22 protein-coding genes are annotated in these 23,451 nt (G+C 58.8%); 13 read left to right on the top strand and 9 right to left on the bottom strand.

The genetic code is table 11. The annotated features are described in order from the left end of the window. Positions 1–2: 2 nt before the first annotated feature. Positions 3–734: a VIT1/CCC1 transporter family protein gene (locus ACYQ54_RS24035; RefSeq protein WP_460087029.1), complete on the bottom strand. Its 732-nt coding sequence runs from the start codon at positions 732–734 to the stop codon at positions 3–5. A gap of 277 nt (positions 735–1,011) precedes the next feature. Here ACYQ54_RS24035 and ACYQ54_RS24030 point away from each other — a divergent pair, with 277 nt between their 5' ends. The 5 genes from ACYQ54_RS24030 (at position 1,012) to gltX (ending at position 7,790) form a co-directional block, all read left to right on the top strand. Beyond that, positions 1,012–2,394: a class II 3-deoxy-7-phosphoheptulonate synthase gene (locus ACYQ54_RS24030; protein ID WP_460087026.1), complete on the top strand. Its 1,383-nt coding sequence runs from the start codon at positions 1,012–1,014 to the stop codon at positions 2,392–2,394. Positions 2,395–2,558: 164 nt separating this feature from the next. Next, the gene (locus ACYQ54_RS24025) at positions 2,559–3,092 is read left to right on the top strand and encodes a response regulator (RefSeq protein ID WP_460087025.1); all 534 of its coding nucleotides are present in this window, start codon (positions 2,559–2,561) and stop codon (positions 3,090–3,092) included. 145 nt (positions 3,093–3,237) lie between these two features. Continuing rightward, positions 3,238–4,905: an NAD+ synthase gene (locus ACYQ54_RS24020; RefSeq protein ID WP_460087023.1), complete on the top strand. Its 1,668-nt coding sequence runs from the start codon at positions 3,238–3,240 to the stop codon at positions 4,903–4,905. A gap of 253 nt (positions 4,906–5,158) precedes the next feature. Beyond that, a complete protein-coding gene (locus ACYQ54_RS24015; RefSeq protein WP_460087021.1) occupies positions 5,159–6,376 on the top strand; it encodes an MFS transporter in 1,218 nt (405 codons plus the stop codon). 52 nt (positions 6,377–6,428) lie between these two features. Then, positions 6,429–7,790, top strand: a complete 1,362-nt coding sequence (gltX, locus tag ACYQ54_RS24010) for a glutamate--tRNA ligase (RefSeq protein WP_460087018.1) — start codon at positions 6,429–6,431, stop codon at positions 7,788–7,790. Here the strand turns inward: gltX and ACYQ54_RS24005 are convergent. Then, positions 7,753–9,093, bottom strand: coding sequence for a DUF2865 domain-containing protein (locus ACYQ54_RS24005; protein ID WP_460087015.1), 1,341 nt, complete (start codon positions 9,091–9,093; stop codon positions 7,753–7,755). The two genes, gltX and ACYQ54_RS24005, sit on opposite strands and share 38 nt — an antisense overlap. Before the next feature lie 135 nt (positions 9,094–9,228). Continuing rightward, entirely contained in the window at positions 9,229–9,729 is a 501-nt protein-coding gene (locus ACYQ54_RS24000; RefSeq protein ID WP_460087012.1) for a MarR family winged helix-turn-helix transcriptional regulator, read from the bottom strand. Positions 9,730–10,099: 370 nt separating this feature from the next. Here ACYQ54_RS24000 and ACYQ54_RS23995 point away from each other — a divergent pair, with 370 nt between their 5' ends. Beyond that, positions 10,100–11,338, top strand: a complete 1,239-nt coding sequence (locus ACYQ54_RS23995) for an MBL fold metallo-hydrolase (RefSeq protein ID WP_460087009.1) — start codon at positions 10,100–10,102, stop codon at positions 11,336–11,338. Between the two features lie 134 nt (positions 11,339–11,472). Beyond that, positions 11,473–11,988 carry a CreA family protein gene (locus ACYQ54_RS23990; protein WP_460087006.1) on the top strand — a complete coding sequence of 172 codons (516 nt, stop codon included), beginning with the start codon at positions 11,473–11,475 and terminating at the stop codon, positions 11,986–11,988. 61 nt (positions 11,989–12,049) lie between these two features. On the opposite strand, the gene ACYQ54_RS23985 is transcribed toward ACYQ54_RS23990, so the two are convergent. Beyond that, positions 12,050–12,694, bottom strand: a complete 645-nt coding sequence (locus ACYQ54_RS23985; protein ID WP_460087004.1) for a glutathione S-transferase family protein — start codon at positions 12,692–12,694, stop codon at positions 12,050–12,052. 2 nt (positions 12,695–12,696) lie between these two features. Continuing rightward, positions 12,697–12,981, bottom strand: coding sequence for a DUF4242 domain-containing protein (locus ACYQ54_RS23980; RefSeq protein WP_460087001.1), 285 nt, complete (start codon positions 12,979–12,981; stop codon positions 12,697–12,699). A 151-nt stretch (positions 12,982–13,132) separates the two neighbouring features. Between ACYQ54_RS23980 and ACYQ54_RS23975 the strand changes: the two genes are divergently transcribed. Then, a complete protein-coding gene (locus ACYQ54_RS23975) occupies positions 13,133–14,077 on the top strand; it encodes a LysR substrate-binding domain-containing protein (RefSeq protein ID WP_460086998.1) in 945 nt (314 codons plus the stop codon). A gap of 9 nt (positions 14,078–14,086) precedes the next feature. Here ACYQ54_RS23975 and ACYQ54_RS23970 read toward each other — a convergent pair whose 3' ends face one another. From ACYQ54_RS23970 to ACYQ54_RS23960, 3 genes are all read right to left on the bottom strand, one after another. Beyond that, the gene (locus ACYQ54_RS23970; RefSeq protein WP_460086997.1) at positions 14,087–14,428 is read right to left on the bottom strand and encodes an ArsR/SmtB family transcription factor; all 342 of its coding nucleotides are present in this window, start codon (positions 14,426–14,428) and stop codon (positions 14,087–14,089) included. A gap of 170 nt (positions 14,429–14,598) precedes the next feature. After that, positions 14,599–14,787 carry a sugar transporter gene (locus ACYQ54_RS23965; protein ID WP_460086995.1) on the bottom strand — a complete coding sequence of 63 codons (189 nt, stop codon included), beginning with the start codon at positions 14,785–14,787 and terminating at the stop codon, positions 14,599–14,601. Between the two features lie 139 nt (positions 14,788–14,926). Then, entirely contained in the window at positions 14,927–16,534 is a 1,608-nt protein-coding gene (locus tag ACYQ54_RS23960; protein WP_460086994.1) for a L,D-transpeptidase family protein, read from the bottom strand. Positions 16,535–16,976: 442 nt separating this feature from the next. Here ACYQ54_RS23960 and cysS point away from each other — a divergent pair, with 442 nt between their 5' ends. The 5 genes from cysS (at position 16,977) to rarD (ending at position 22,116) form a co-directional block, all read left to right on the top strand. After that, positions 16,977–18,392 carry a cysteine--tRNA ligase gene (gene cysS, locus ACYQ54_RS23955; protein ID WP_460086992.1) on the top strand — a complete coding sequence of 472 codons (1,416 nt, stop codon included), beginning with the start codon at positions 16,977–16,979 and terminating at the stop codon, positions 18,390–18,392. Between the two features lie 162 nt (positions 18,393–18,554). Beyond that, positions 18,555–19,049, top strand: coding sequence for a GFA family protein (locus tag ACYQ54_RS23950; protein WP_460086990.1), 495 nt, complete (start codon positions 18,555–18,557; stop codon positions 19,047–19,049). Next, entirely contained in the window at positions 19,046–19,543 is a 498-nt protein-coding gene (locus ACYQ54_RS23945; protein ID WP_460086989.1) for a GFA family protein, read from the top strand. Before ACYQ54_RS23950 ends, ACYQ54_RS23945 begins: the two co-directional genes overlap by 4 nt. A 31-nt stretch (positions 19,544–19,574) precedes the next feature. Next, the gene (gene cimA / locus ACYQ54_RS23940; RefSeq protein ID WP_460086988.1) at positions 19,575–21,170 is read left to right on the top strand and encodes a citramalate synthase; all 1,596 of its coding nucleotides are present in this window, start codon (positions 19,575–19,577) and stop codon (positions 21,168–21,170) included. Between the two features lie 40 nt (positions 21,171–21,210). Further along, positions 21,211–22,116, top strand: a complete 906-nt coding sequence (rarD, locus tag ACYQ54_RS23935; protein ID WP_460086986.1) for an EamA family transporter RarD — start codon at positions 21,211–21,213, stop codon at positions 22,114–22,116. A 60-nt stretch (positions 22,117–22,176) separates the two neighbouring features. Here rarD and ACYQ54_RS23930 read toward each other — a convergent pair whose 3' ends face one another. Further along, positions 22,177–23,430: a GGDEF domain-containing response regulator gene (locus ACYQ54_RS23930; RefSeq protein ID WP_460086985.1), complete on the bottom strand. Its 1,254-nt coding sequence runs from the start codon at positions 23,428–23,430 to the stop codon at positions 22,177–22,179. Between the last annotated feature and the right edge of the window lie 21 nt (positions 23,431–23,451).

The following is a 23,451-nucleotide window of genomic DNA, read 5'->3' as shown; positions in this document are numbered from 1 at the left end:
CGTCAGCCGATCAAAGCCTGGAGACCATATCCGACCGCAAAGGCAATGCCCGCGGCAAGTGTGCCAATGGCAGTCGTTTCCAGTCCGCAGGAAATCCAATGCCGCTGCGACCAGCGCGCCCTCAGCGAACCGATGGTAAAGAAGGCGAGAACTGTCAGAGCCGTGGCTGTTTCGGCACTGGCGGACACCGGAAAGACGAATGGTAGCAGCGGGATCGAGCCGAAGAGAATAAACGCCGCGAAGGTGTAGAGAGCTGCCTTGAGCGGAGACCGGGCTGTGTCCGACAAGCCGTATTCGGCCTGCATCATGGTTTCGATCCAGATGGATTTGTTGGACGAAACCAGGTCGACCAGGCTTTCCAGATCAGCCCCCTGATACCCTTTGGCACGGAATATCTGCCGGATTTCCTCCCGTTCGCCATCGGGTGTCACCGCAATGTGCTTTTCTTCCACTGCCCTGAGGCGTGCGTAATCCTCGATTTCGGATTTGGAGCCGGTGTAGTTGGCAGCCGCCATGGAAAAGCCGTCTGCGAACAGGTTGGCGGCTCCCAGGATCAGAATAACCGTCGAGGAAAGGTTCGCACCGACGGAGCCTGCGACAATGGCAAATGTGGTCACGGCGCCGTCGATACCGCCATAGACCCAGTCTCTGAGGTAACTTGCATCCGGACCCGATGCGAGCCGGTTCGCGATGTCATCGGGCCTGTGGCTGTGCTCCAGACGAGGTGTTGGCATGAGGCTGTCCTGTGTGGTTTTGCTGACGATGGAGCCCAATTTCCGTACCGGCAATGATCCGCCTCAAAGGTGCGGTTTTCTCATCCCGGCACATGCGGCGAAAATGATCCTGCAAACAGGGTATAATTTGGAGGATTGACCTGTGGCCTTGAGGGCGCATGAAGTGTATAAGGCCGCACGTTTGCCTTGATAAGGCGGGCGCAAACGAACGAAAATGTCGCGGACCGCGCGATGTAGGTTCGAAACGAACTTGCGGGTCCAGTGAGGAGTAGGAAGTATGGCGGAGAAGTGGAGCCCGGACAGCTGGAGATCGAAGCCGATCTTGCAGGTGCCGGAATACCCGGATCAAGAGGCTTTGGCGGATGTTGAACAGCGCCTGTCGACTTATCCGCCGCTGGTTTTTGCAGGTGAAGCACGTGCGCTGAAGAGCCAGCTGGCAAATGTCGCGCAGGGCAACGGTTTTCTGCTTCAGGGCGGTGACTGTGCGGAAAGCTTTGCCGAGCACCATCCCGATCATATCCGTGACTTCTTCCGTGTCTTCCTGCAGATGGCGGTCGTGCTGACCTACGCCGCCAGCCAGCCGGTTGTGAAAGTCGGCCGGATCGCCGGTCAGTTCGCCAAGCCTCGTTCTTCCAATTTCGAGAAGAAGGGCGATGTCGAACTGCCGAGCTACCGCGGCGACATCATCAACGACATCAATTTCACCCCGGAAAGCCGTATCCCGGATCCGGGCCGTATGGCGATGTCCTACCGTCAGTCCGCTGCAACGCTGAACCTTCTTCGGGCTTTTGCACAGGGTGGTTTTGCGAACCTTGACCAGGTTCACCGCTGGATGCTCGGGTTCATTTCCGACAGCCCCCAGGGTCACCGATACAAAGAACTGGCTGACCGGATTTCAGAATCCCTGAATTTCATGAAGGCCTGCGGCATCAACGCCGAAAGCGTGCCGCAACTTCGCTCGACCGATTTCTTCACGAGTCACGAAGCTCTGCTTCTCGGCTATGAAGAAGCCCTGACGCGCGTCGATTCCACATCGGGTGACTGGTACGCGACCTCCGGCCACATGATCTGGATCGGCGACCGGACCCGTCAGCCGGACCACGCGCATGTGGAGTTTTTCCGCGGCATCAAGAACCCGATTGGCCTCAAGTGCGGTCCGTCGCTCTCGCCGGATGGCCTGCTGGAACTGATCGACATCCTGAACCCGGAAAACGAACCGGGCAGGTTGACGCTGATCGCCCGTTTCGGTGCCGACAAGGTATTCGACCATCTGCCGCAGCTCGTTCGCGCTGTCGAACGGGAAGGCAAGACGGTTGTCTGGTCCTGCGACCCGATGCACGGCAACACGATTTCCGCAGGCGGCTACAAGACCCGTCCATTCGACAGGATCCTGAAAGAAGTGGAAGCCTTCTTCGCCGTTCATAGGGCCGAAGGTACACACGCCGGCGGTGTTCATATCGAAATGACCGGCCGGAATGTGACCGAGTGCACGGGGGGTGCCCGCGCACTGACCGAAGATCAGCTCGGCGACCGGTATCATACCCATTGCGATCCGCGCCTCAATGCGGATCAGGCGCTGGAACTGGCGTTCCTGATCGCGGAAAATCTGAAGAAGGAACGCGACGGCCGGCAGGTTGAGCCGCTGGCAGCGAGCGCGTAAGGGAGCAATCTCTTACGCTGCGTTATCTGAAAGGGCGGCATTTGCCGCCCTTTTGCATTTTTCCGGAAATTTTCCAAGCGAACATGCCTTCAGGTAAGCCTCGCTTAACGCTCGGCGCGCATACCTTCTAGTCAGGGAAACAACTGAAAAGGGGAGATCGAGTTTTGCGTGAGAAGTGGGATCTGACGAAGATTTCCTGCCTTATTGCGGAAGACAATCCCCATATGCGCACCATTATCCGGTCAGTCCTGGCCGGTTTCGGTATCCGTTCGGTCTATGAGGCCAGCGACGGAGCAGAAGCCCTGGAACTGGTTGTGGACCGCAAGCCAGACATCGTCTTGTGCGATTGGGTTATGAACCCGTTTGGTGGCAACGAATTTCTTCGCATCTTGCGCAGCGACAGGGATCTGGTGATCAACACCACGCCGGTTCTGGTCGTGACCGCCCACGCCAAGCGCGCAACGATCCTGGAAGGCATCGAGATCGGCATCCACGGCTTTGTTGCGAAACCTATTGCTCCCGCCATTTTGTATCGCCACATCGGTGAAATCCTTGAACGGCAGGACATGTATGGCCGCTCGAAGGGCATTCTCGGCCCCGGGCACCAGCAGCCATCGCGCAAACTTGCGGTCACCGATATTTCGCCCATGGGAACGTCTGAACCTTCGGCCGAGCTAGCCGGTCTTGCCTTGCTCTGAAGCTGCTGCCGGGCGCAGCCTGATCCGGCTGGACGTTTGGGTAGCGGTTGGCAAAGCAACTTTTGGACGCGCGTAAATTCCGATTGGACGTTCACCGATCTAGCGGCTACACCAGAAAGCAATGTCACTTCCTGGTAATTCTCCGATGATTTCAGACCGTTTCAGACTGGCTGTTGCGCAGCTAAACCCGACCGTTGGCGATGTGGCCGGTAATGCCGAGCTGGTTCGCAAGGCCCGTCAGGAAGCCGCTTCTCAAGGCGCCGACCTTGTGTTGACCTCCGAATTGATGCTCGCAGGGTATCTGCCGGAAGATCTCGTGTTGAAGCCGGCCTTCGTCAGGCGCTGCATGGAAGCAGCCGAGGCGCTGGCCAGGGAAACTGCCGACGGTGGCCCAGGTCTCATCCTCGGGTCTCCGTGGCGGAGCGAAGAGGGCAAGGTCTATAACGCTGCCTTGCTGCTGGACCAGGGCGAGATCAAAGCTGTCCGCTACAAATACGACCTGCCCAACTATAGCGTTTTCGATGAAAAGCGGGTTTTTGCGGCAGGGCCCTTGCCCGGCCCCGTCGACTTCCGCGGTGTTCGCATAGGCCTGCCTATCTGCGAGGATATCTGGAACGACGAAGTCTGCGAGTGTCTGGAGGAAACCGGTGCGGAGCTGCTTCTGGTTCCAAACGGTTCTCCCTACTGGGAACACAGGGCCGAACATCGCCTGCAGGTGGTCGTCTCGCGGGTGGTCCAGACCGGCTTGCCGCTGGTCTACTGCAACCAGCTGGGTGGGCAGGACGAGCTTGTCTTTGATGGCGGATCATTCGCGCTCCACGCGGACCGCTCGCTTGCCTTCCAGATGCCCCAGTTCGAAACGGCGCTCGGCATCAGCGACTGGAAGCGCGAGGACGAGACCTGGGTCTGCGAGAACGGCACTGTGGCGAAGCTTCCGGATATCGACGAGGCCAATTGGCGGGCCTGCGTTCTGGGGCTGGGTGATTACGTCACTAAGAACGGTTTTCCGGGGGTGGTGCTTGGGTTGTCCGGTGGCATTGATTCCGCCATTTGCGCGGCCATGGCCGTTGATGCGCTGGGGGCCGACAAGGTTCATGCGATCATGCTGCCGTATCGCTATACCTCGGAAGAAAGCATCGCCGATGCGGCCGCCTGCGCCAAGGCGCTCGGTATTCGCTACGACACCGTTCCCATATCCGAACCGGTCGAAGGGTTCCGCTCTGCGCTCAGCGAGCTTTTTGCCGGCACGAACGAAGATACGACGGAAGAAAACCTTCAGTCGCGCGCCCGCGGCGTAATCCTGATGGCGGTGTCCAACAAGTTCGGCCGCATGGTGATGACCACGGGCAACAAGTCGGAAATGTCGGTCGGCTATGCCACGCTTTATGGCGATATGAACGGCGGTTACAATCCGATCAAGGATCTCTACAAGACCCAGGTCTACCATCTGGCTGCGTGGCGCAACGCCAACCAGCCGGAAGGTCTGCTGGGTCCGGGCGGCGAGGTGATCCCGACCAATATCATCACAAAGGTGCCGACCGCCGAACTGCGCGAAAATCAGACCGATCAGGATTCCCTGCCGCCCTACGATGTTCTCGACGACATTCTGGAGTGTCTGGTGGAAGACGAGATGTCGGTGGGCGACATTGAAAAACGCGGCCATGACAGGGCGCTTATTCACCGGATCGAACATCTTCTCTATATCGCCGAATACAAACGACGGCAGGCACCTCCGGGGGTGAAGATCACCGAGCGCAATTTCGGCAAGGATCGGCGGTATCCCATCACCAACAGGTTCCGTGACCGTTCCTGAGGTGGCCTTGATAGGCGTTTCCCCCAACGGACGGTTCGCAGAAACTGAACGCTTACGTTGAATGGGCGTCGCAAGAACAATGGCCCTAATCCAGAGGAAGCGCGCAAGCGCTGTCTCGAGGGATGGGCTGCTTGCTCAAGCGACTGCCGCCCATCCCACGAGACGGACCTGACGGTCCTCCTCAGGGTGAGGACGAACTCCGCTGCCGCTCATCGCTTTATTAACTGCCTGCCTCTGAAAGGCTTTTGCCTCAATGCCCTATTTTTCCTTCCTGCGTGAAAACGCCCGCTGGCTCGCGGCCAGTTATCTGCTGGCGGTTTTTTCCGGCTTCGGGCAGACGTTTTTCATCTCGCTGTCGGCAGGCGATCTCAGGGCCGAGTTCGGCCTCAGTCATGGCGATATCGGCCTTCTTTACATGGTCGCGACGCTCGGCAGCGCGTTGACCTTGCCCTATGTCGGCCGCAGTCTCGATCACTTCCCGGTGCAGAAGATCGCAGCCGTTGTCATGACAGGGCTGGCCCTGTTCTGCCTTGCTATGGCCAACACGTTTTCCGTCTGGATGGTCGGACTTGCCTTTTACGGCCTGCGACTGTGCGGCCAGGGGATGATGACCCACACGTCGGTGACGGCAGCCGGCCGCTGGTTCACGGCGCAACGCGGGCGAGCGGTGTCGATCGCTGTTCTCGGCTTTCCAACGGCTGAAGCCTTGTTTCCGCTTTGCTTCGTTGTCCTGGCCAACGCCTTCGGCTGGCGGGGAGCCTGGACGGTTTCGGCAATCGTTCTGGCTGTTCTGGCCATGCCGGTCCTGTTGACCCTGCTGGCGAAAGACCGCATTCCCTCTGCGCTGGAAACGGCCTCGGCCAAGCCGGAAGGCCGTCAGTGGACCCGCGGAGAAGCTCTGCGCGACGTCCGCTTCTGGCTGGTCAATTTCGGTGTCAACGCACCGGCCTTCATCGGCACGGCGATCTTTTTCCACCAGGTTTATCTGGTCGAACTCAGAGGCTGGACGCTGGAGCTCTTTGCGAGTGCGTTTCTGCTGATGGCCTCCGGCGTGGTCTGTGCCTCGCTGGTGATAGGTCCGCTGATCGACCGGTTTTCCGCCCGACAATTGCTGCCCTTTGCGCTCGTTCCACTGACGCTTGCCTGTTTCGTACTTGCCAATTTTCACGCACCGGCAGCCGCTTTCGTCTTCATGCTGCTTGTCGGCATCTCGAACGGCTTCAACAGCACGCTGGTCGGTGCGCTCTGGCCGGAGGTCTACGGAACCCGGCATATGGGCGCCATTCGGTCCGTCGCCTTTTCCGTGATGGTGTTTGCCTCGGCCGCCGGGCCAGGTATCGTCGGCTGGCTGATCGACAAGGGCGTCTCCTTCGATCTGCAAGTCATGGTGATGGGGCTCTACTGTCTCGTTTATTGCGGTGTTCTCGGCTTCGTGTCACGGACATACCGATCTGGCGAACATTCTTCGTAACCGCCGATAGTTTGGGGTTGCCGTCCGGTTCAACCCCGGCTAACTCATCGCCATGACTGTCACTGTACGCTTCGCGCCGTCGCCGACCGGCCACATCCACATCGGCAACATCCGTCCCGCACTCTACAACTGGCTTTTTGCCAAAAAGATGGGCGGCCGGTTCATCCTGCGATTCGATGATACGGACCTCGTCCGGTCGAAGCAGGAATATGTCGATTCCATCGAGGCCGACCTGCGCTGGCTCGGGATAGATCCTGATCAGACGGAGCGGCAGTCGGACCGGATCGCCAACTACGATGCGGCGGCCCAGAAGCTGAAAGACGCGGGCCTGCTTTATCCGTGTTACGAAACCCCGGACGAACTGGAGCGGCGCCGGTCGCGCCAGCGCGCACTCGGCAGACCGCCGGTGTATGACCGGGCGGGCCTGAAACAGACAGCGGAAGAGCGTGCCGCCTTTGAAGCAGATGGGCGCAAGCCGCACTGGCGGTTCGTTCTGCCCAACCATGACGGCAACCCCTTTGAAACCAGACGCACCGATGTCGCCTGGTCGGATCTGTGCCGGGGGGACCAGACAATCGACCTGGCTTCCATGTCGGATCCGGTCCTGATCCGCGCGGATGGGTCGTACCTCTATACCTTCACTTCCATTGTTGACGATATCGACATGGATGTGACCCATATCATCCGAGGCGAAGACCACGTCTCAAACACCGGTGTTCAGATTGCCATCTTCGAGGCGATGGGCGCGAAACCGCCAGTATTCGGCCATCACAACCTGCTGACGACAATCGATGGCGAGGGCCTGTCCAAGCGCAAGGGAGCATTGTCCATCGGCTCGCTGCGCGAGGCCGGGCTGGAGCCGATGGCGGTCGCTTCCCTGGCCGTTCTGACCGGAACCAGCCAGGCGGTGGAGCCGGTGCCGACCATGGAGGCGCTGATCGAGAAATTCGACCTCACCAGCGTCTCGCGATCTTCCGCGAAGTTCGATCCGGAGGAACTGAAGTCCCTCAATGCCCGTCTTGTGCACGAGCTGCCTTTCGAGGCTGTCGAGGCACGCCTCGCGGAGCTTGGTATTCAGCCAAGCGCCGGTTTCTGGGAGACCGTAAGGGGTAATTGCGAGACTGTCGGCGATGCAGCCACCTATTGGCAGGTCGTCACTGGGCCGGTCGAAAGCCGGATCGAGGACGAAGACCGGGACTTCGTTTCAGAAGCCAGGGCTTTTCTGCCTGACGGCGAGGTTACCGAAGAAACGTGGGGGCAGTGGACGTCCGCTCTGAAGGCAGAAACCGGCCGCAAGGGCCGCGGTCTGTTCATGCCTCTGCGCCGGGTGCTCACAGGCATGGATCACGGTCCGGACATGAAAGCCTTGCTGCCGCTTATTGGGCGACAAAATATTCTGGACCGACTACCCTGACAGGGAGCTTCCGGTCCGGAGCTTCCTCGTAACCGTCGTCATCGGCCTTGAACACCGGTGAAAAGGCCGCAAGTTCCTCGTCATCCGTTTCTTGGCGGGAATGGATCGACAGGACCGGAAAGCCGTCCTTGAATCCGGAACTCGAGGCAACCTTGTCCTCGCCGTGCTCAAGACGTGCTGTGGCGAGATCAAGCCGCGCCGCCACGTCGAAACCCTTTTCCATGTTCATCAACGTGTCGGGATCCTCGAACCGCGGCAGCTGCGTTCTGGTAAGAGGTGTTCTTGCGAGCGGCGAGGGAATGTCCTCTTCGTGCTCGTAGGTTCCACCACGGCTCGGTTGAAGTGTCCGCCTGGGCAGCCCGGCACTGATGTCGGTGAAGAACACCCTGTTTCCAGAACCGGCACTGAGATCCGTCCACGCCGACCGTGCCTTCGATTGCCGGGTCGCGCGGCAGCTGCAACCTTCAACGAACTCACTCTTGTAACGGTAGGCAAAGGGTTGTTCGGAGTAGAGATTGCCGGCAAGGGACATCATCTGGGCCTGGTCGCCACCCGGATTGCGATAGACGTATAATTCGGTTTCCGCAGCAGGACAGATTTCCGAACACCTTGCCTCGTCGTTGGCAAACTGGCTCTTGCCTGTCGAAAAACTCACGGGGAAGAAATAGCCGTCGCATGTTCGGACGCAAACGGTCCGGAAAGCGCCGCCGGAGGGCAGCGAATAACGCTTGGTTTCGCTACGGGCCTGTCGGCGCACGGAAGCGATTTCCCGGTCTCCCGTTTTTACGGAAGCAAGTTCGACACGTGGTTGCGGATTGAACAGGCGGGCCAGAAGGGACTTCGGCTTGTCCTGGCCGTCGGCATTCTGGTGCCGGGCTTCGCGGGGCGGCGCGTCGCATTTCTGTCTGGCGAGCGTCGCCCTGACCTGCCGCACGCGTTTTGCGTTCTTCGATGACCCGCCACCGGATTTCGCCAGTTGACGTTCAATGGCGGCGAGATTGGCCTTCATGCGTTTGATCTTGTCGTTGAGACCGTTGCATTTGGGCGATGCGTTTGAGGAACAGCCGAAATAGCCGGCGTCCCGTTCTGCCGCGTTGATGGCTTTTTGTTGTTGGGATTTCGCGGTGCTCCATTTCTGGGCCGCGGGAGACTGTGCACCGGAACGCGATTCCAGCCGTTGCAGCTCGGCTTTCAGGCTGGAACAGGAGGCCGCGCCAGCCGTGTGCGCGCCCAACACCAGTCCCGCGCTGAAAACGACAGCGCGTGCCAAAACCTTCGACCTGGCAGACCAGCAACGTCTCATTTCCCAACCCCTACAGCGCTTTTTCCACGCCGTATCGGCTTCCGACCGATCCCGGCACTATCGCTGCTGGTCCTATCAATAGCAACGAAAGCTCTCACGTTAGGTTAATGACGAAATGGCGATCTCTCTTGGGTTTCAGCCGTTTTCCCGGGACAGGGCGGCCTGGTGAAGACGTTCGAAAACATCGTTCAACACAGTCTTCTGTTCTTCTGTCAGCGCGTCCTCAAGGCTTTTGGAATAGGCAAGGGCCTTGGGAACGATCTCTTCGTACATGGCGTTGCCTTGTGCGGACAGCCTCAGGGTCTGTTCCCGCTGATCGTCCCTGTTCTTGTCGCGCTCGAGAAGATCGCGCTTTTCCAGTGCCGCGACCGCCCGGCTGACCTTGGTCTTGTGCATGGACGTTGCCTGGCTGATGTCCCGGGCTGTCATGGCCTTGAATTCGCCAAGGGTCGCAAGCACCCGCCATTCGGGAATGCCGATGCCATATGTGTCCGCATAGATCCGGGAAAAGGATCTGCTGACCGTCTCTGCCAGATGGTTGAGCCTGTACGGCAGGAACGAGCTCAGCTTCAGGACAGGTTTGGAAGCTACGCTCTTCGGAGAGACAGCGGATTTGGACACTTGCTGATCGGACATGAATAAGTCGACGCCTTGGAGAATCGTTAAGCCTGATCGCACAGGCAGATGAACATTGCCGTTATCCGGCCATTTTCTGTGACTAGCAAGTATATCCGATTGAAGATCCCGGGAAACACACTTCGGCCAGCTACGAAAAAGTAACAGGATTTAAAGCAAGCGTGGCGGAGAGCTTTGTCAGGTCCAGTCGAAATAGGGCGAAAGAGCTGACCTATCTGTTGATAAAGAAGGAATAGTTAAGGAATTGGCACGTGAAAAATTGCGAATCAGACACCGAAACTGAGACGCTTCAGTCAACAGGAAAAAGCGCGGAAAAGTTTGCGCAGGCCGAAACAGGCAGTCAGGCAGCTGGCAGGAAAGCGAGACCGTTATGGTAGAGATGACAAACAGGTCCGAAGCCGTTCCGGGTGAAAACGAACGGTTCGAGGAGCTTGGACGCGGCTGTTATGCCTATAGCGCGGATGGCTGCTCCAACACGGGCGTGGTGATCGGTGAAAAAGGTGTTTTGATTGTCGATGGCCAGGCAACTCCCGCCCTTGCGGAGAAGGTTCTCCAGAAAGTCCGAGAGCTTACGGACAAGCCGATCAAACAAGTCGTTCTGACACACTTCCATGCAGACAACACACTTGGCGCCCAGGCGTTCGAGCCGGGTGAGATGATTGCTTCCGATCTGACCAAGCGCATGATGGAAATGCGCGGTGTTGAAGAAATCCGGGTGGCGCGGGAGCGCGATACGGCTTTGTTCGCCGGTCTGCCGGGAAACGCAGGCGTGAGCACGCCGTCCATGACGATTGCGTCTTCGATGTCCATCGATCTCGGTGGGCTCGACGTCCGGCTGATGCATCTGGGCCGGGCGCACACGATGGGCGACCTTGTGGTCTGGGTTCCGCAAAGCGGTGTGATTTTCGCAGGCGACCTCGTTCAGAAAGCGGCCGTTCCCTATTGCGGTGACGCCCATCTGGCCGACTGGCCGCGCGCGCTCGATCGCATCACGGCCTTTCGTCCCACCGCGCTGATGCCGGGGCGCGGGAAGTCCGCAGTCGGCGCTCAGGCCGTTGCGACCGCTGTCGAAACCACCCGCGATTTTGTCGTCACCCTTCGGGATGCGGCGGCAGCGTGTGTTGAGCAGAGCCTTGGCCTCAAGGATACTTTCCAGGCTGTTCGTGAGGCATTGGCAGGCCGCTTCGGGTCAAAGGCCGACTTTGAGTTCCATCTGCCCATTGGCGTCGCCCGGGCCTATGACGAGGCGCTTGGCCTTGACCAGCCCCAGGTGTGGACCCGGGAACGGATCTCCGATCTTTACGATGCGCTGGGGGCAACCGTCGCGGCTGCAGAAGCTGCTCAGGAGCAATCTGAGGACGTCGTGGCAACCACTGAAACGTCGCCAAAAGAGGCGCCGGCAGCGAGTGGCGAAGCAGAGGCAGCCGATCTTGTGTCGGACAGCGATTTCGCAGCCTCGCTTGCGCTCGGCCCTGAAGACGAGCTTCTGGAAGGCGGTGAAGAAGTGGATCTGTCTGCTGAAGACATCATCGATGACGATGAGCAGTCGGACACACCTGACACGCCGGAAAAAGCAGCCGCAGACAAGGTTCTCGAAGACGCCCGCTAGGGCTTCAGGATATTCGATGACACCAGGACATCATGCGCGCGCCATATCGGCGCGCGCTTTGTTTTGAGCCTGCCGCTTGATCGCGTATCTGTGAACCCCACATGTTGGTCGATTGAAAATCTGGAGGATTTCTAATGCGTTTTCTGGTCGCCGCTGCCCTTGGCGCATCGTTGCTGCTGCAAGGGTTGGGCACTGCTCTTGCAGCGGACGAGCCCGATCTGATCTTCAAGAAATCGACTGTCTGGAAGCTTCTGACACCGGACCACAAACTGGCGACCTACGCGATCGACGACCCTATCGTCGACGGTGTCGCCTGCCACTTTACTGTTCCGGAGAAGGGTGGTGTTTCCGGCTGGCTTGGTGTTGCGGAAGAAGTCTCCGATGTCTCGTTGGCCTGCCGCCAGGTTGGCCCGGTCACGATCAAGGAGAACTTTGAGCAGGGCGAGGAAATGTTTCGCCAACGCAGATCGTTCATGTTCAAGAAAATGCGTATCGTGCGCGGATGCGACGCGAAGCGGAACGTTCTTGTCTATCTGGTCTATTCCGACAAGCTGATCGAGGGCAGCCCGAAAAACTCGACCTCAACCGTGCCGTTGATGCCCTGGGGCGACCAGGTACCGCCGCGCTGCGGGGATTTCGTCAAGGATTGAGCAGAGCGGCGGAAAGCAGGGTAGCCGCGCGAATGAATGGCAGGATTTCGCTGTTTGGGCGTCATGCGGCTATTGGAGAAGCATGCAATTCCAACACCTTTCTGTAGGCCGGTCTGTCCAGCACGGCCCTGCAAAGGTCACCTATGTGCGGGTTGGCCTCAAACAGGGCCTGACGGTCCGCAGACCATTCGGTCAACATGGTCAGATAGATGTCCAGCGCGGTGAAACCACGCGGCAGGAAAAACGGACTGCCCGCAATAGCACCATCCAGAACAGCGAAAAACTCTGCCAGATGGCTTTCCGCGCGCCGCCGGACACTTTCGTTGGCCTGCTCGTCTGTCGTGAATTGTTCCGGATGCCAGGCGCGCGAAAAAATCGGGTAACCGTTCGTGGCCATGGACGTCAGCCAGAACAGAAAGTCCGGCCGGTCGGGATCGCCCGGTGCTGGCACCAGAGAGGAACCGGCATGGGCTTCGCCGAGAACAAGGATGATTGCGGAGCTTTCGCCAATGACCTGGCCATTCGGCAACCGGAGTGCAGGAACGCGCATGACGGGGTTTATCGACCGGTAGGCCTCCAGCCTGTGATTGCCGGCTGCCATGTCCACGTGGACAAGGCGATGGCTGACACCCAGTTCTTCAAGCATGACTTGCGGTGCGATGGCACCGGACAGGCGTTCCCAGAAAAGGGTGTAGAGAGCGGGCATGGTCACGCCCCCTTGTTGTTTGCAGTGGTCGGATCGATTTCGCATGCCACTTCGGTGATGCAGTTGGCCGGAAATCCGCTGCGACGGGCATGTTCGAGGATCATGGTTTCGTCCTCTGCCAGATAGATGCAGAAGGTCTTGTCCCCGGCAACATAGGAATGCTGCCACTGAATGGACGGCGCCATTGCTGCAAGCGCTTCATTGGATTTCCGGGAGGCTGCCGCGAGTTCCTGTGTGCTCATGCTGCCGGCACCTGGAATGTCGCGCTCTATGACGTATTTCTTCATCGTGCTTGTCCTTCCGTGGAACGTTGGGAAAAACTTTTTCTTCCCTCATCACAAAGCCAAAAAGTCTGCGGAGGACAGGATCGCCGGGTTTTTCGGTAAGGTCAGCTCATTTTGTCTCGCGACATGAAAAGAAAATCTTTAATGGTGGCGCATGAGGGTATCGCATCTGAACGCACTTCGTGCCTTCGAGGCTGTCCTGAGGACAGGATCTTTCCGGTCAGCCGCGGAGGAACTTGGCGTCACAACTGCTGCCGTCGGGCAGCAGATCAGGGGGCTTGAGGCCTATCTTGACAGGGCCCTGTTCCTGCGAAGTTCGACAGGGGCCAGGCCGACGGACGAAGCTTTGCGCGTCAAGGACCGACTGACAGGCGGCTTTGCCGTAATTGACGACGTTCTGATGGAACTGAGGCGCGAGCGTACAGCCAACCAGGTCTCTGTAACACTTCCGGAATCCTTTGCGGAAAACTGGTTTACACGGCGCATTTCGGATTTCTATCGTCTCTATCCGACGGTTGATCTCAGGCTCAACGCTTCGAACAAGCGGATCGATCTTGCTGCCGAGGGCTTCGATTTCGCCATTCGCTACAGTCCGCCTCCGGAGTCCGGCCTGGATGCGATTGATCTGTTCGGCGATTATGTGGTTCCGGTCTGTACCCCGGACTTCTCGGACCGGTTCGGCGTTTCGGAAGAATTGAGGAGCCTTGCCGGTGTGCCCCTTGTGCATCTGGAAAACAGGACCCCTGATCCCAAGTGGGCAAGCTGGCAGGACTGGTCTGTTGCCTACGGGGTCACAACGGAGAAGAAGGTCTCGGGGGTGCGCTTTTCAAGGATCAGTTCAGGAATGCAAGCGGCTCTGTCCGGGCAGGGGCTGGTTTTGTGCGGTGTCACGGAAGCGTTTGATGCACTGGTGGGAGGGCAACTGATTATGCCCTTTGGTCCCGCCAAACATGTTCAGACGGGTTATCGTTACCGGCTACTGTCGCTAAGCGGCCGCGTGATGCGCCCTCAACAAAGGCGGTTCTGCGACTGGACGATCGAACAGGCTGCCAGTTTTCGGGAAAGTGTTCGTGAGTTGCTTGAGCTGAAGGAAATTTGAACTGGCAGGTCAGTCCGCGTCCAGCGCTTCCAGCTGCTTGGGGCCGGGCAGTTCGGCATCCGCGCAAAAGTTCTTGTAAAGCACGGACATGATGTCCCGCACCGGTTCACTCGCGAGCCGGTAATAGATGGTCGTGCCCTCGCGGCGGGTCATGACGAGGCCTTGTGCACGCAGAAGCGCGAGCTGCTGCGAAACGGTCGGCATGCGCATGCCGGTCTTTTCCGCAAGTTCGCCGACACTGCGTTCGTTGTCGAGGACCAGGCACATCAACAGCAATCGCGGCGCGGACGCCATCATCTTCAAGAATTCCGCCGCAGATTCTGCTTTATCTTCAAGTGCTTTGTAGTCCATGGGACAACCTTGCCAAACATCGGAGTAAACTGCAAGCAAAGAGGCTGGAACTTCCTGTGTGTGACGTTCTCAGACAAGAAACCCACTCTTTTCAAGGGGGATCAACTTTGAGCGGTCACTTGTTTCCCGTGGATGGTTCACCGATCCCCGCAATGCTCGCCAGCGCGCTTTTATATCCGACCGGCCACCGTGACAATGATATTCCCGTTGCCGCAGCCGGTGCCGGTGGTCAGGCACATGCCTTTTTGCTGTGCTTCCTGGCCGAAAGCCTTGGTGCCGTCGGTGATCGCGATGATGGCTGCGAACGGGCCGCCCAGAATGAGGGCCAGGAAGAAGAGAACGAAGAGGCGGTTCAACATGGGTAACTCCAGATGGCAATCCGTTTCGATTGACTGGAGATTAGAAGGGCCGGCTTGAACCCATGCTGAGTGCCGCATTCAGCTACCGTTCAGATATCTAAACGGAAGTAAAGAGCAATGAAAACAGTGTTTTAATCCTTCAAAGGTTCTGCGTCATCGCCGTGCGAAGTGCTTCCAGAAGCACCTTGTCCCGGCCGTATATGTCTTTTCTGAAATGTGTCGACCCGTCCTTGTTCATCCAGGCGGTCAGATAGGTGAGGTGTACGTCGATCTCGACCTTGGGTTTGACGACTGTGCGCTCGCCACTGTCACGGATGGCTTCCCAGCGGCCGGGTGTTGCATCGGAATCGACCAGAAGAATGTCCGCCAGGGCGAAAGGATCGGAAACGCGGATACAGCCGTGACTGAAAGCGCGTTCTGCCCGGGAGAAGAGGGACTTCGACGGGGTGTCGTGAATGTAGATGTTAAACTGGTTGGGGAACATGAACTTGATGCGCCCGAGTGCATTATCCTTACCCGGGTCCTGTCGCAGGCGGAACGGGAAGTTGCCGCCGGAATAGCTGTTCCAGGCGACCTGTGTCGGCGCCACCTCATTGCCTTCCTGGAAGATCCGGATGCTTTTGCTGCTGAGCGCCGTTGGGTTCTGCTTGAGTTTCGGCAGATATTCCTTGGTGGCAATGGAGTAGGGCACGTTCCAGTAGGGATTGATTTCCACATATTCCAGCCGGTCGGAAAAGACCGGTGTCGCATGGTAGGGCTTGCCAACGACAACCCGTGTCGTGTGAATGGTCTTGCCGTCCCGCACCACCTTCAGGTTCTGGTCGGCCAGATTGACGAAGATGTAGAACTGCCCCGGATCGTCCGGCATCCAGCGCCGCCGCTCCATGTTCAGTTCCATCTGGATGAGTTTTTCCTGGATGGGAATGTTGAGCTGGGCAATCGTCGCCTTGCCGATGACACCATCGGTTTCAAGGCCGTGATACTCCTGAAACACCTTGACGGCTTCCACCAGGTCTCCGTCATAGACGTCGCCTGTATGGTCCGCTGCTACGGTAATATCTTCTTCCATCAGCCTGGTTCGCAGGACGTCCAGGCGTGGGTCGCTCATGCCCGGTTTCAGGACCTCACCGTCCGGAACCGGGGTGAAGCCGCCGGCTGCGGCCTTTTCCCGATATTGGGCAAGGCGCCGCTTCAGGCGGGCGTAGTTATCGGTCTGAGGTGCAAGGCTCTCCAGGAAGGCGCCGAAATCCACCGCCTGTTGCGCGTTTTCAAACAGGGTTTTCGGATCAGGCTTGTCCGGAAACACGTTGAGGGCCTTGTTGACCTTGTTCGGCTGGACGCGACCGGAGGAGAGGTGGGTCGCATAGCGCAGGAACTGAACGGAAAGATCCAGATCGAACCGGGCCCATTCCTGCTCGCTCTGAGAGGTTTCCGAGCGCTTGATGAAGCCCAGTGGATCGTAGTTGTTGGGATTGAGGGCGTGGTCGTTCGCCGCTGCCATAGCGGCAATCACAAGATGTGCATTTTCCGTCAGGCCGTTTTCGTTGAACCAGACTGGGGCGAATGCGCGTTCGCCATAGTAAAGTGCCAGACCGTCGGGCAGATCCGACGATATTTGCGCCTGGAGGGCCTTCGCGACCGGCGTCTGCGGTTCCTTGAAGACAGGCGGCGGGACGACCTGGGTCTCGCTGGTCGCCGGTGCTGCGGTTTGCGCCTGGGCAAACGGTGCCGCAAGTGGTCCGGACAAAAACGCCGCCAGGGCGAAAACAAGACCAAGATGTTTATTACGGCACGTGCAAATCATTCCCATCGGAAATACCCCCTCTGATTCCCAACGGGCAAAGTCTAGTGCATCTTGCCGGCAATTGAACTCCGTTTAGTTTCTTCGCCAATTCAAAGTCGATTACATTCGTGGGCACCGGGGGAAAGGGTGCGAGGTTCCGCAAATTGTCCGTCCGGGTGACGCACCTGGGCCACGAGGCAAGGGAATTGGCGTTTTGGCGGCAACTGCAGCCTTGACCGGCTTCTGTTTTCCGGTCCATAAAGCGCTCCATGATGACGGCCACACGGAACATCATTTCGATCACCATTATTTGCAGCTAGCGACACCGCTGGCTGTGGCCGTTCCCTCTTGGCAAAATTTCCTTTGAGACGGACCGCCCGGCCAGCCGGCCAGGAGACCGTTTGACATGAGCGCCGCTGAGACAGAGACATCCGGCAGTTTCAAGGGCTTGAAGCTCACCAACACATTGACCCGCCAGAAGGAGGACTTCCGGGCGATCGATGACGGAAATGTGCGTCTCTATGTCTGCGGACCGACCGTCTATGATTTTGCCCATATCGGCAACGCGCGTCCGGTCATTGTCTTCGACGTGCTCTTCCGGCTTCTGCGTCATCTCTATGGTGCCGAGCACGTTACCTATGCGCGCAACATCACTGACGTCGACGACAAGATCAACGCGCGCGCCCTGCGCGACTTTCCCGATTTGCCGCTCAACGAAGCCATTGCCCGGGTGACGCAAAAGACGGCGGACCAGTTCCACAAGGACATCACGTCTCTCGGGGTGCTGGAGCCGAGCATCGAACCGCGGGCGACGCAGCATATCGGCGGGATGGTCGAGATGATTGCGGCGCTGATCGAGAAGGGTCATGCCTATCAGGCCGGCGGGGAGGTGCTGTTCGACACGCAGTCCATGCCCGATTATGGCGGCCTTTCAAAACGCAAACTGGACGAACAACTGGCCGGGGCGCGCATCGCGGTTGACGCACACAAGAAAAACCCCGGTGACTTCGTGCTCTGGAAACTGTCTTCCGACGAAGAACCCGGTTGGGACAGCCCGTGGGGCAGGGGGCGCCCGGGCTGGCATATCGAATGCTCTGTCATGAGTGCGCACCATCTGGGTGAAGTGTTCGACATTCACGGCGGCGGGTTGGACCTTATCTTCCCGCACCACGAAAACGAAATCGCCCAGTCCCGCTGCGCTCATGGCACCAAGGTCATGGCCAACTACTGGATGCACAACGGCTTCCTGCAGGTGGAAGGCCGGAAGATGTCCAAGTCCGAGGGCAACTTCTTCACCATTCAGGAGCTTCTGGAAACGGACAGTTTCGGCGGCCGCATGTGGCCGGGCGAAGTGCTGCGCCTTGCCATGTTGATGACCAACTATCGAGAGCCAATCGATTTCTCCAAACGCAAGCTTGAAGAAGCGGAAAACCTTCTCGCCCGTTGGCCGGATCCGGTCGAAACGGATGCAGCTCCTGCCGCCGAGGTGCTTGATGCCCTTTTGGACGACCTGAACACCGCAGGCGCCATTCAGGCGCTCCACGCGCTCGCCGTCGAGGCCTCCAAGGACCCTGCCAAGCTGGATGTTTACTCGGCATCTGCCGCGCTCCTCGGCGTTCATCCGGTCAAGGCGGATTTGTCTGGCGTTGATGAGGCCGGCATTTTGGCAGCCATCGAAAAACGCCTGGAGGCCCTCAATGCCAAGAACTGGGCCGAAGCTGACGCGATCCGCGATGAACTGACGTCTCAGGGAATTCTTCTAAAGGATTCAAAAGACTCAGAAACCGGCGCCCGCGTGACAACCTGGGAAGTCAAGCGGTGAGACCGAGCCGGGCGGAAAAACGGGATACCCTCCTCTGTCTGCTAGCGCGGACATCTTCCTCGCAAAAGGAGAGTAAGGCGCAAGTTACCAGGCTTTTTTCCGCGGCTCGGCGCGGCGGTGCTGAAGCAGCTTTCTCCGATCACACGGCAGGGAGAATTTCTGATGGGTGATAATGTTCAAAAGCTGAGCGGCGGTTGCCAGTGCGGCGCGGTGCGTTACCGGGTGACTGGAGAGGTCGGTTATCCGCATCTGTGTCATTGCCGCATGTGTCAGAAGGCATCCGGAAATTTCTTTCTGCCATTGATCGGCGCCGCGAAGGCGGATTTCGAATGGACGCGCGGTGAACCGTCCTGGTTTCACTCTTCCAAACCTGTCCGGCGGGGTTTTTGCGGGACTTGCGGCACGCCGCTGGCCTTCGAGACGATTGGCGACGAACACATTGCCTTTACCCATGGCAGCCTGGACGATGTTGCAGCGGTCACACCGGTCGAACAGTCCGGTGTTGAGGGACGGGTGCCGTTTTACGGGCATCTGTTCGAACTGAACGAAACGCAGTCAAACCGGGATGATCTGCCAGGCGGGATCGATGATGTCACGGCCACCAACAATCAGCATCCGGACCATGACACGGATCAATGGGAGGTGAGGAGCTCATGACGGAGATCCATTCCGGCGGCTGCCAATGCGGTGCCGTGCGGTTCAAGGTCGAAGGGCCTCTGGGCGAGGCATCCATCTGTCATTGCCGCATGTGCCAGAAAGCTTTTGGCGGGTTTTACGCGCCACTGGTCAGTGTGCCGGAGGCTTCCAGACTTGTCTGGACACGCGGATCGCTGAAGCACTTTCAAAGTTCCAATCATGCGTCCCGGGGCTTTTGCGCCGAGTGCGGAACGCCTCTCACCTACGAAGCGCCGGACGGCATCGCCCTGGCTATCGGGACGTTCGATGATCCTTCGCAAATTTCGCCAAGTATCCAGTTCGGTGTCGAGGCGAAACTGCCTTACACCGACCGCTTGGCGCAAATTCCCGAACGGGTGACCGAAGACGACATGGAGGCGGCGCCCTTTCTGGCATCGCTCGTTTCGTTCCAACACCCGGATCACGACACGGACACCTGGCCGCCGGTTCGCACCGGGGCAAACGACAACGAATAAAAACAGCCTCGACGCTGCTCAGGATACGCATATGACCAAGGAACGGCTTTTTCTCTTCGATACGACGCTACGCGACGGCGCTCAGACCAGCGGGGTCGACTTCTCCGTCAACGAGAAGGTTGTGGTCGCCGAACTGCTGGAGCGTCTTGGCGTCGATTACATTGAGGGCGGCTATCCGGGAGCCAACCCAACAGACAGCGAGTTTTTCAGTCAAAAGCGCACGCGCAAGGCTACCTTCACCGCCTTCGGAATGACCAAACGCGCCGGGCGGTCAGCCGCCAACGATCCGGGACTTCAGGAAGTGCTGTCCGCCAGCGCCGATGCCTGTTGTTTCGTGGCCAAGGCGTGGGACTATCATGTCCGGGTCGCGCTAGGCTGCAGTAACGAGGAAAATCTCGATTCGATCTATGAAACCGTGACCACAGCGGTCGCGGCCGGCAAGGAAGCGATGATCGATTGCGAGCATTTCTTCGACGGTTTCAAGGCCAATCCGGAATATGCACTCGATTGCGCCCGTACCGCCTATCATGCCGGTGCCCGCTGGATCGTGCTGTGCGACACCAACGGCGGCACGTTGCCTGACGAGATCTTCGACATCGTCACCAAGGTGCAGGAAGTCGTTCCCGGAACGCATCTGGGCATCCACACGCATGACGACACCGGACACGCGGTGGCCAACTCACTGGCTGCGGTGGATGCGGGTGTGCGGCAGATCCAGGGGACATTGAATGGCCTGGGCGAGCGCTGCGGAAACGCCAACCTGATCACCCTGATCCCGACACTCAAGCTCAAGCCGGCCTTTACAGACCGGTTCGAGATCGGCGTCAGTGATGCGCAGCTCAGGGAGATCACCGCGATTTCCCATGCATTCGACGAAATCCTCAATCGGTCGCCGGACCGGCAGGCGCCCTATGTCGGCGAGACTGCCTTTGCCACCAAGGCAGGCATTCATGCGTCGGCGATCTTGAAGGATCCGCAGACCTATGAACATGTCACGCCGGAAAGCGTCGGCAACCAGCGCCGGGTGCTGGTGTCCGACCAGGCCGGCAAGAGCAATCTTCTCGGCGAGCTCGCCCGGGTGGGCATCGACGTCGACAAGGCCGATCCACGGCTCGACCTCCTGCTGGCGAAGGTCAAGGAGCGCGAAGCCGAGGGCTATGCCTATGAAGCTGCCGACGCCTCTTTCGAGCTGCTGGCCCGCCGGGAACTCGGCGAGGTGCCTCGTTACTTCGCGGTCGACTCCTTCCGCGTGATGGTGGAGCGGCGGTTCAACGCGATCGGGGATCTGGTCACCGTGTCGGAAGCCGTGGTCAAGGTTGATGTTGATGGCGAGACCCGGATGTCGGTGGCCGAGGGCAACGGACCAGTCAACGCCCTCGACATGGCGCTGCGAAAGGATCTGGGCAAATATCAGTCGGCGATCGACGGCCTGGAACTCATTGACTATAAGGTCCGCATCCTCAATGGTGGCACCGGCGCTGTCACGCGCGTACTGATCGAGAGCCAGGACACTGCCACGCACCGGCGCTGGTTTACGATCGGGGTTTCCTCCAACATCGTCGACGCGTCTTTCCAGGCCCTGGTCGACTCCATCACATTTGCGCTGATGAAAGCAAACGTGGCCTGATACGGTTCACGCGCCTTTCCAGCGCCAGAAAGGCAATGCCATGTCGCAGACGGTGACGAGCACCGAAGCGAACGCCGAACTCCGCCAGGGCCTCCTGTTTGGCCTGGCGGCTTACGGCATGTGGGGCTTCCTTCCGGCCTATTACAAATTGACGGAAACCGTGCCTGCGGACCTGGTGGTGGCGCACCGGATTCTCTGGTCGGTGCTGTTTGTCGGCCTGTATCTCTATCTGCGTGGTCGCTGGCAGGAAGTGCGCGACGTTTTGCGCCAGCCAAAGGTGCTGCTGGGGCTGACGGCCTCAGCCAGCTTCATTGCCGTCAACTGGCTGACCTTCGTCTGGGCCATTGCCAACAATCATGTGCTCGATATTTCGCTCGGCTATTTCATCAATCCGCTGGTCAGCATTCTGGTTGGCCTGTTCGTGCTGAGGGAAAAACTGACAACCTGGCAGGGGATCGCCGTTTGTGTTGCCGCTATTGCCGTGGTGCTGCAGGCAATCCTGGCCGGCGGGCTGCCATGGGTCTCGCTGGTGCTGGCGTTTTCCTTTGCCGGGTATGGCTATGTGCGCAAGGTTACGCCCGTGAAGGCAACGCCGGGGTTGTTTGTCGAAACGCTCGTACTGTTTCCGCTGGCCGCCGGCTACATGTTGCTGAGCCTGAGTTGGGGCGTCGACGCACTGGAGCTGAACGATCCGCCGGTTCTGCTCGCGCTCGTTGGGACGGGCATTGTCACGGCCTTGCCCCTGATCTGCTTTTCTTCCGCAGCCCGGCGCCTGCCACTCTTCATGCTGGGATTGATGCAGTACATGGCACCGTCCATGCACTTCCTGATGGCTATCTACATCTGGGGTGAACCGCTCGATCAGACCAGGCTGATGACCTTCTGCATGATCTGGGCAGCGCTGGTGGTGTTTTCCTACGATAGTTGGCGTCGCTACCGGCGCTGAGACAGCGCCCTGCCGCCGGCAGGGCGCGCTGCGGTTTTCTCGCTGACGTGGGAGGTGAGGTCAGTCTGAGGCGATCAGCTGGCCGCGACCGCTGCGCTTGGCGGCATACAGCCTATGGTCGGCGGTCTTCAGGGCATCGCCGAACCGTCCGCTCTCGAGTGGGGCAACACCGACGCTGGTTTTCATCAGATGCTCTTCACCGTCATGCCGGACGGGCGATGCCAGAATATTGTCCAGCAGGTTTTGAAGGCCCTCGACAACCTCATTCTCTACCTTGTCGCGGAAGACAATGCAGAATTCGTCACCGCCGAGCCGGGAGACAATGTCGTCGTCCTTGGCGAGCTTCATCATGTGGCGTGCGAAGCTGATCAGTACGGCATCGCCGAAATCATGCCCGAGTGAATCGTTGATTGCCTTGAAGGAATCGAGGTCGAGCAGTGCGAGCCAGTGCTTGCGGCCTTCGGAAACCGGCCAGGTCGCGATTGCCTTGGTGGCCTGTTCCAGCAGATAGCGGCGGTTGTAGAGCCCGGTGAGGGAGTCCCGCATCGCCATGTTGTTGAGTTCCTCGATCCTGTAGATGTAATCGAGGTTCTGCGACACCCGCAGCAGCAGTTCTTCCGGGGGGCAATTCTTGTCGACGAAATCCGCCGCACCGTATTTCAGGAAACGGACCCGGTTGTCCGGATTGGCATAGGACGACATGCCGATGACGCCGACCTTTTCCGGGTCGTGCACCCTGCGCACCGCCTTCAGAAAGGCAAAGCCATCCTTGTCCGGCATGAAGTAGTCCGCCAGGACAAGCTTGATGTCCTTGTGATCCTTCAAGGTCTGAAGAGCCTCGTCGGTGGAGCCTGCCTGATAGATCTTGTAAAGATGCTTGCCGACGATCTTCGAGATCACATCCCGCTCCACCGCGGAATCGTCCAGGACCAGAACGCCGATCTTGGGGTTCTGGGCCAGCTTTCTGATCAGGTCCGCGACATAGTTCAAGCTGCCGGGAGAATCCTTCAGGACGTAGTCGATGACGCCCTTTTCCAGAAACTTGCTTCGGGTTTTGGGGTCGAAGCGGCTGGTGAAAACGATGGTGGGAATATTCCACTTCTCGCACAGATCGACGATTTCGCCGTCCGGCGCGTCCGGCAGGGTCAGATCGACAAGAGCAAGGTCGGGTTCACCGATCGGCAGGTTGAGGCAGTTTTCGGCTTCCTCGTAACTCCGCGCGACCATGATCTGGTGGCGGCCGACCTCATGCAGTTTCTTGACGATTGCCTTCTCGAAAAACGCCGCATCTTCAACAAGAAGGGTGGTTTGCATCTAGTGGCCTGTTCTTCCGGT

This window comes from Roseibium sp. LAB1, assembly GCF_054658235.1.
This window is presented reverse-complemented; position numbering and strand designations above follow the sequence as displayed.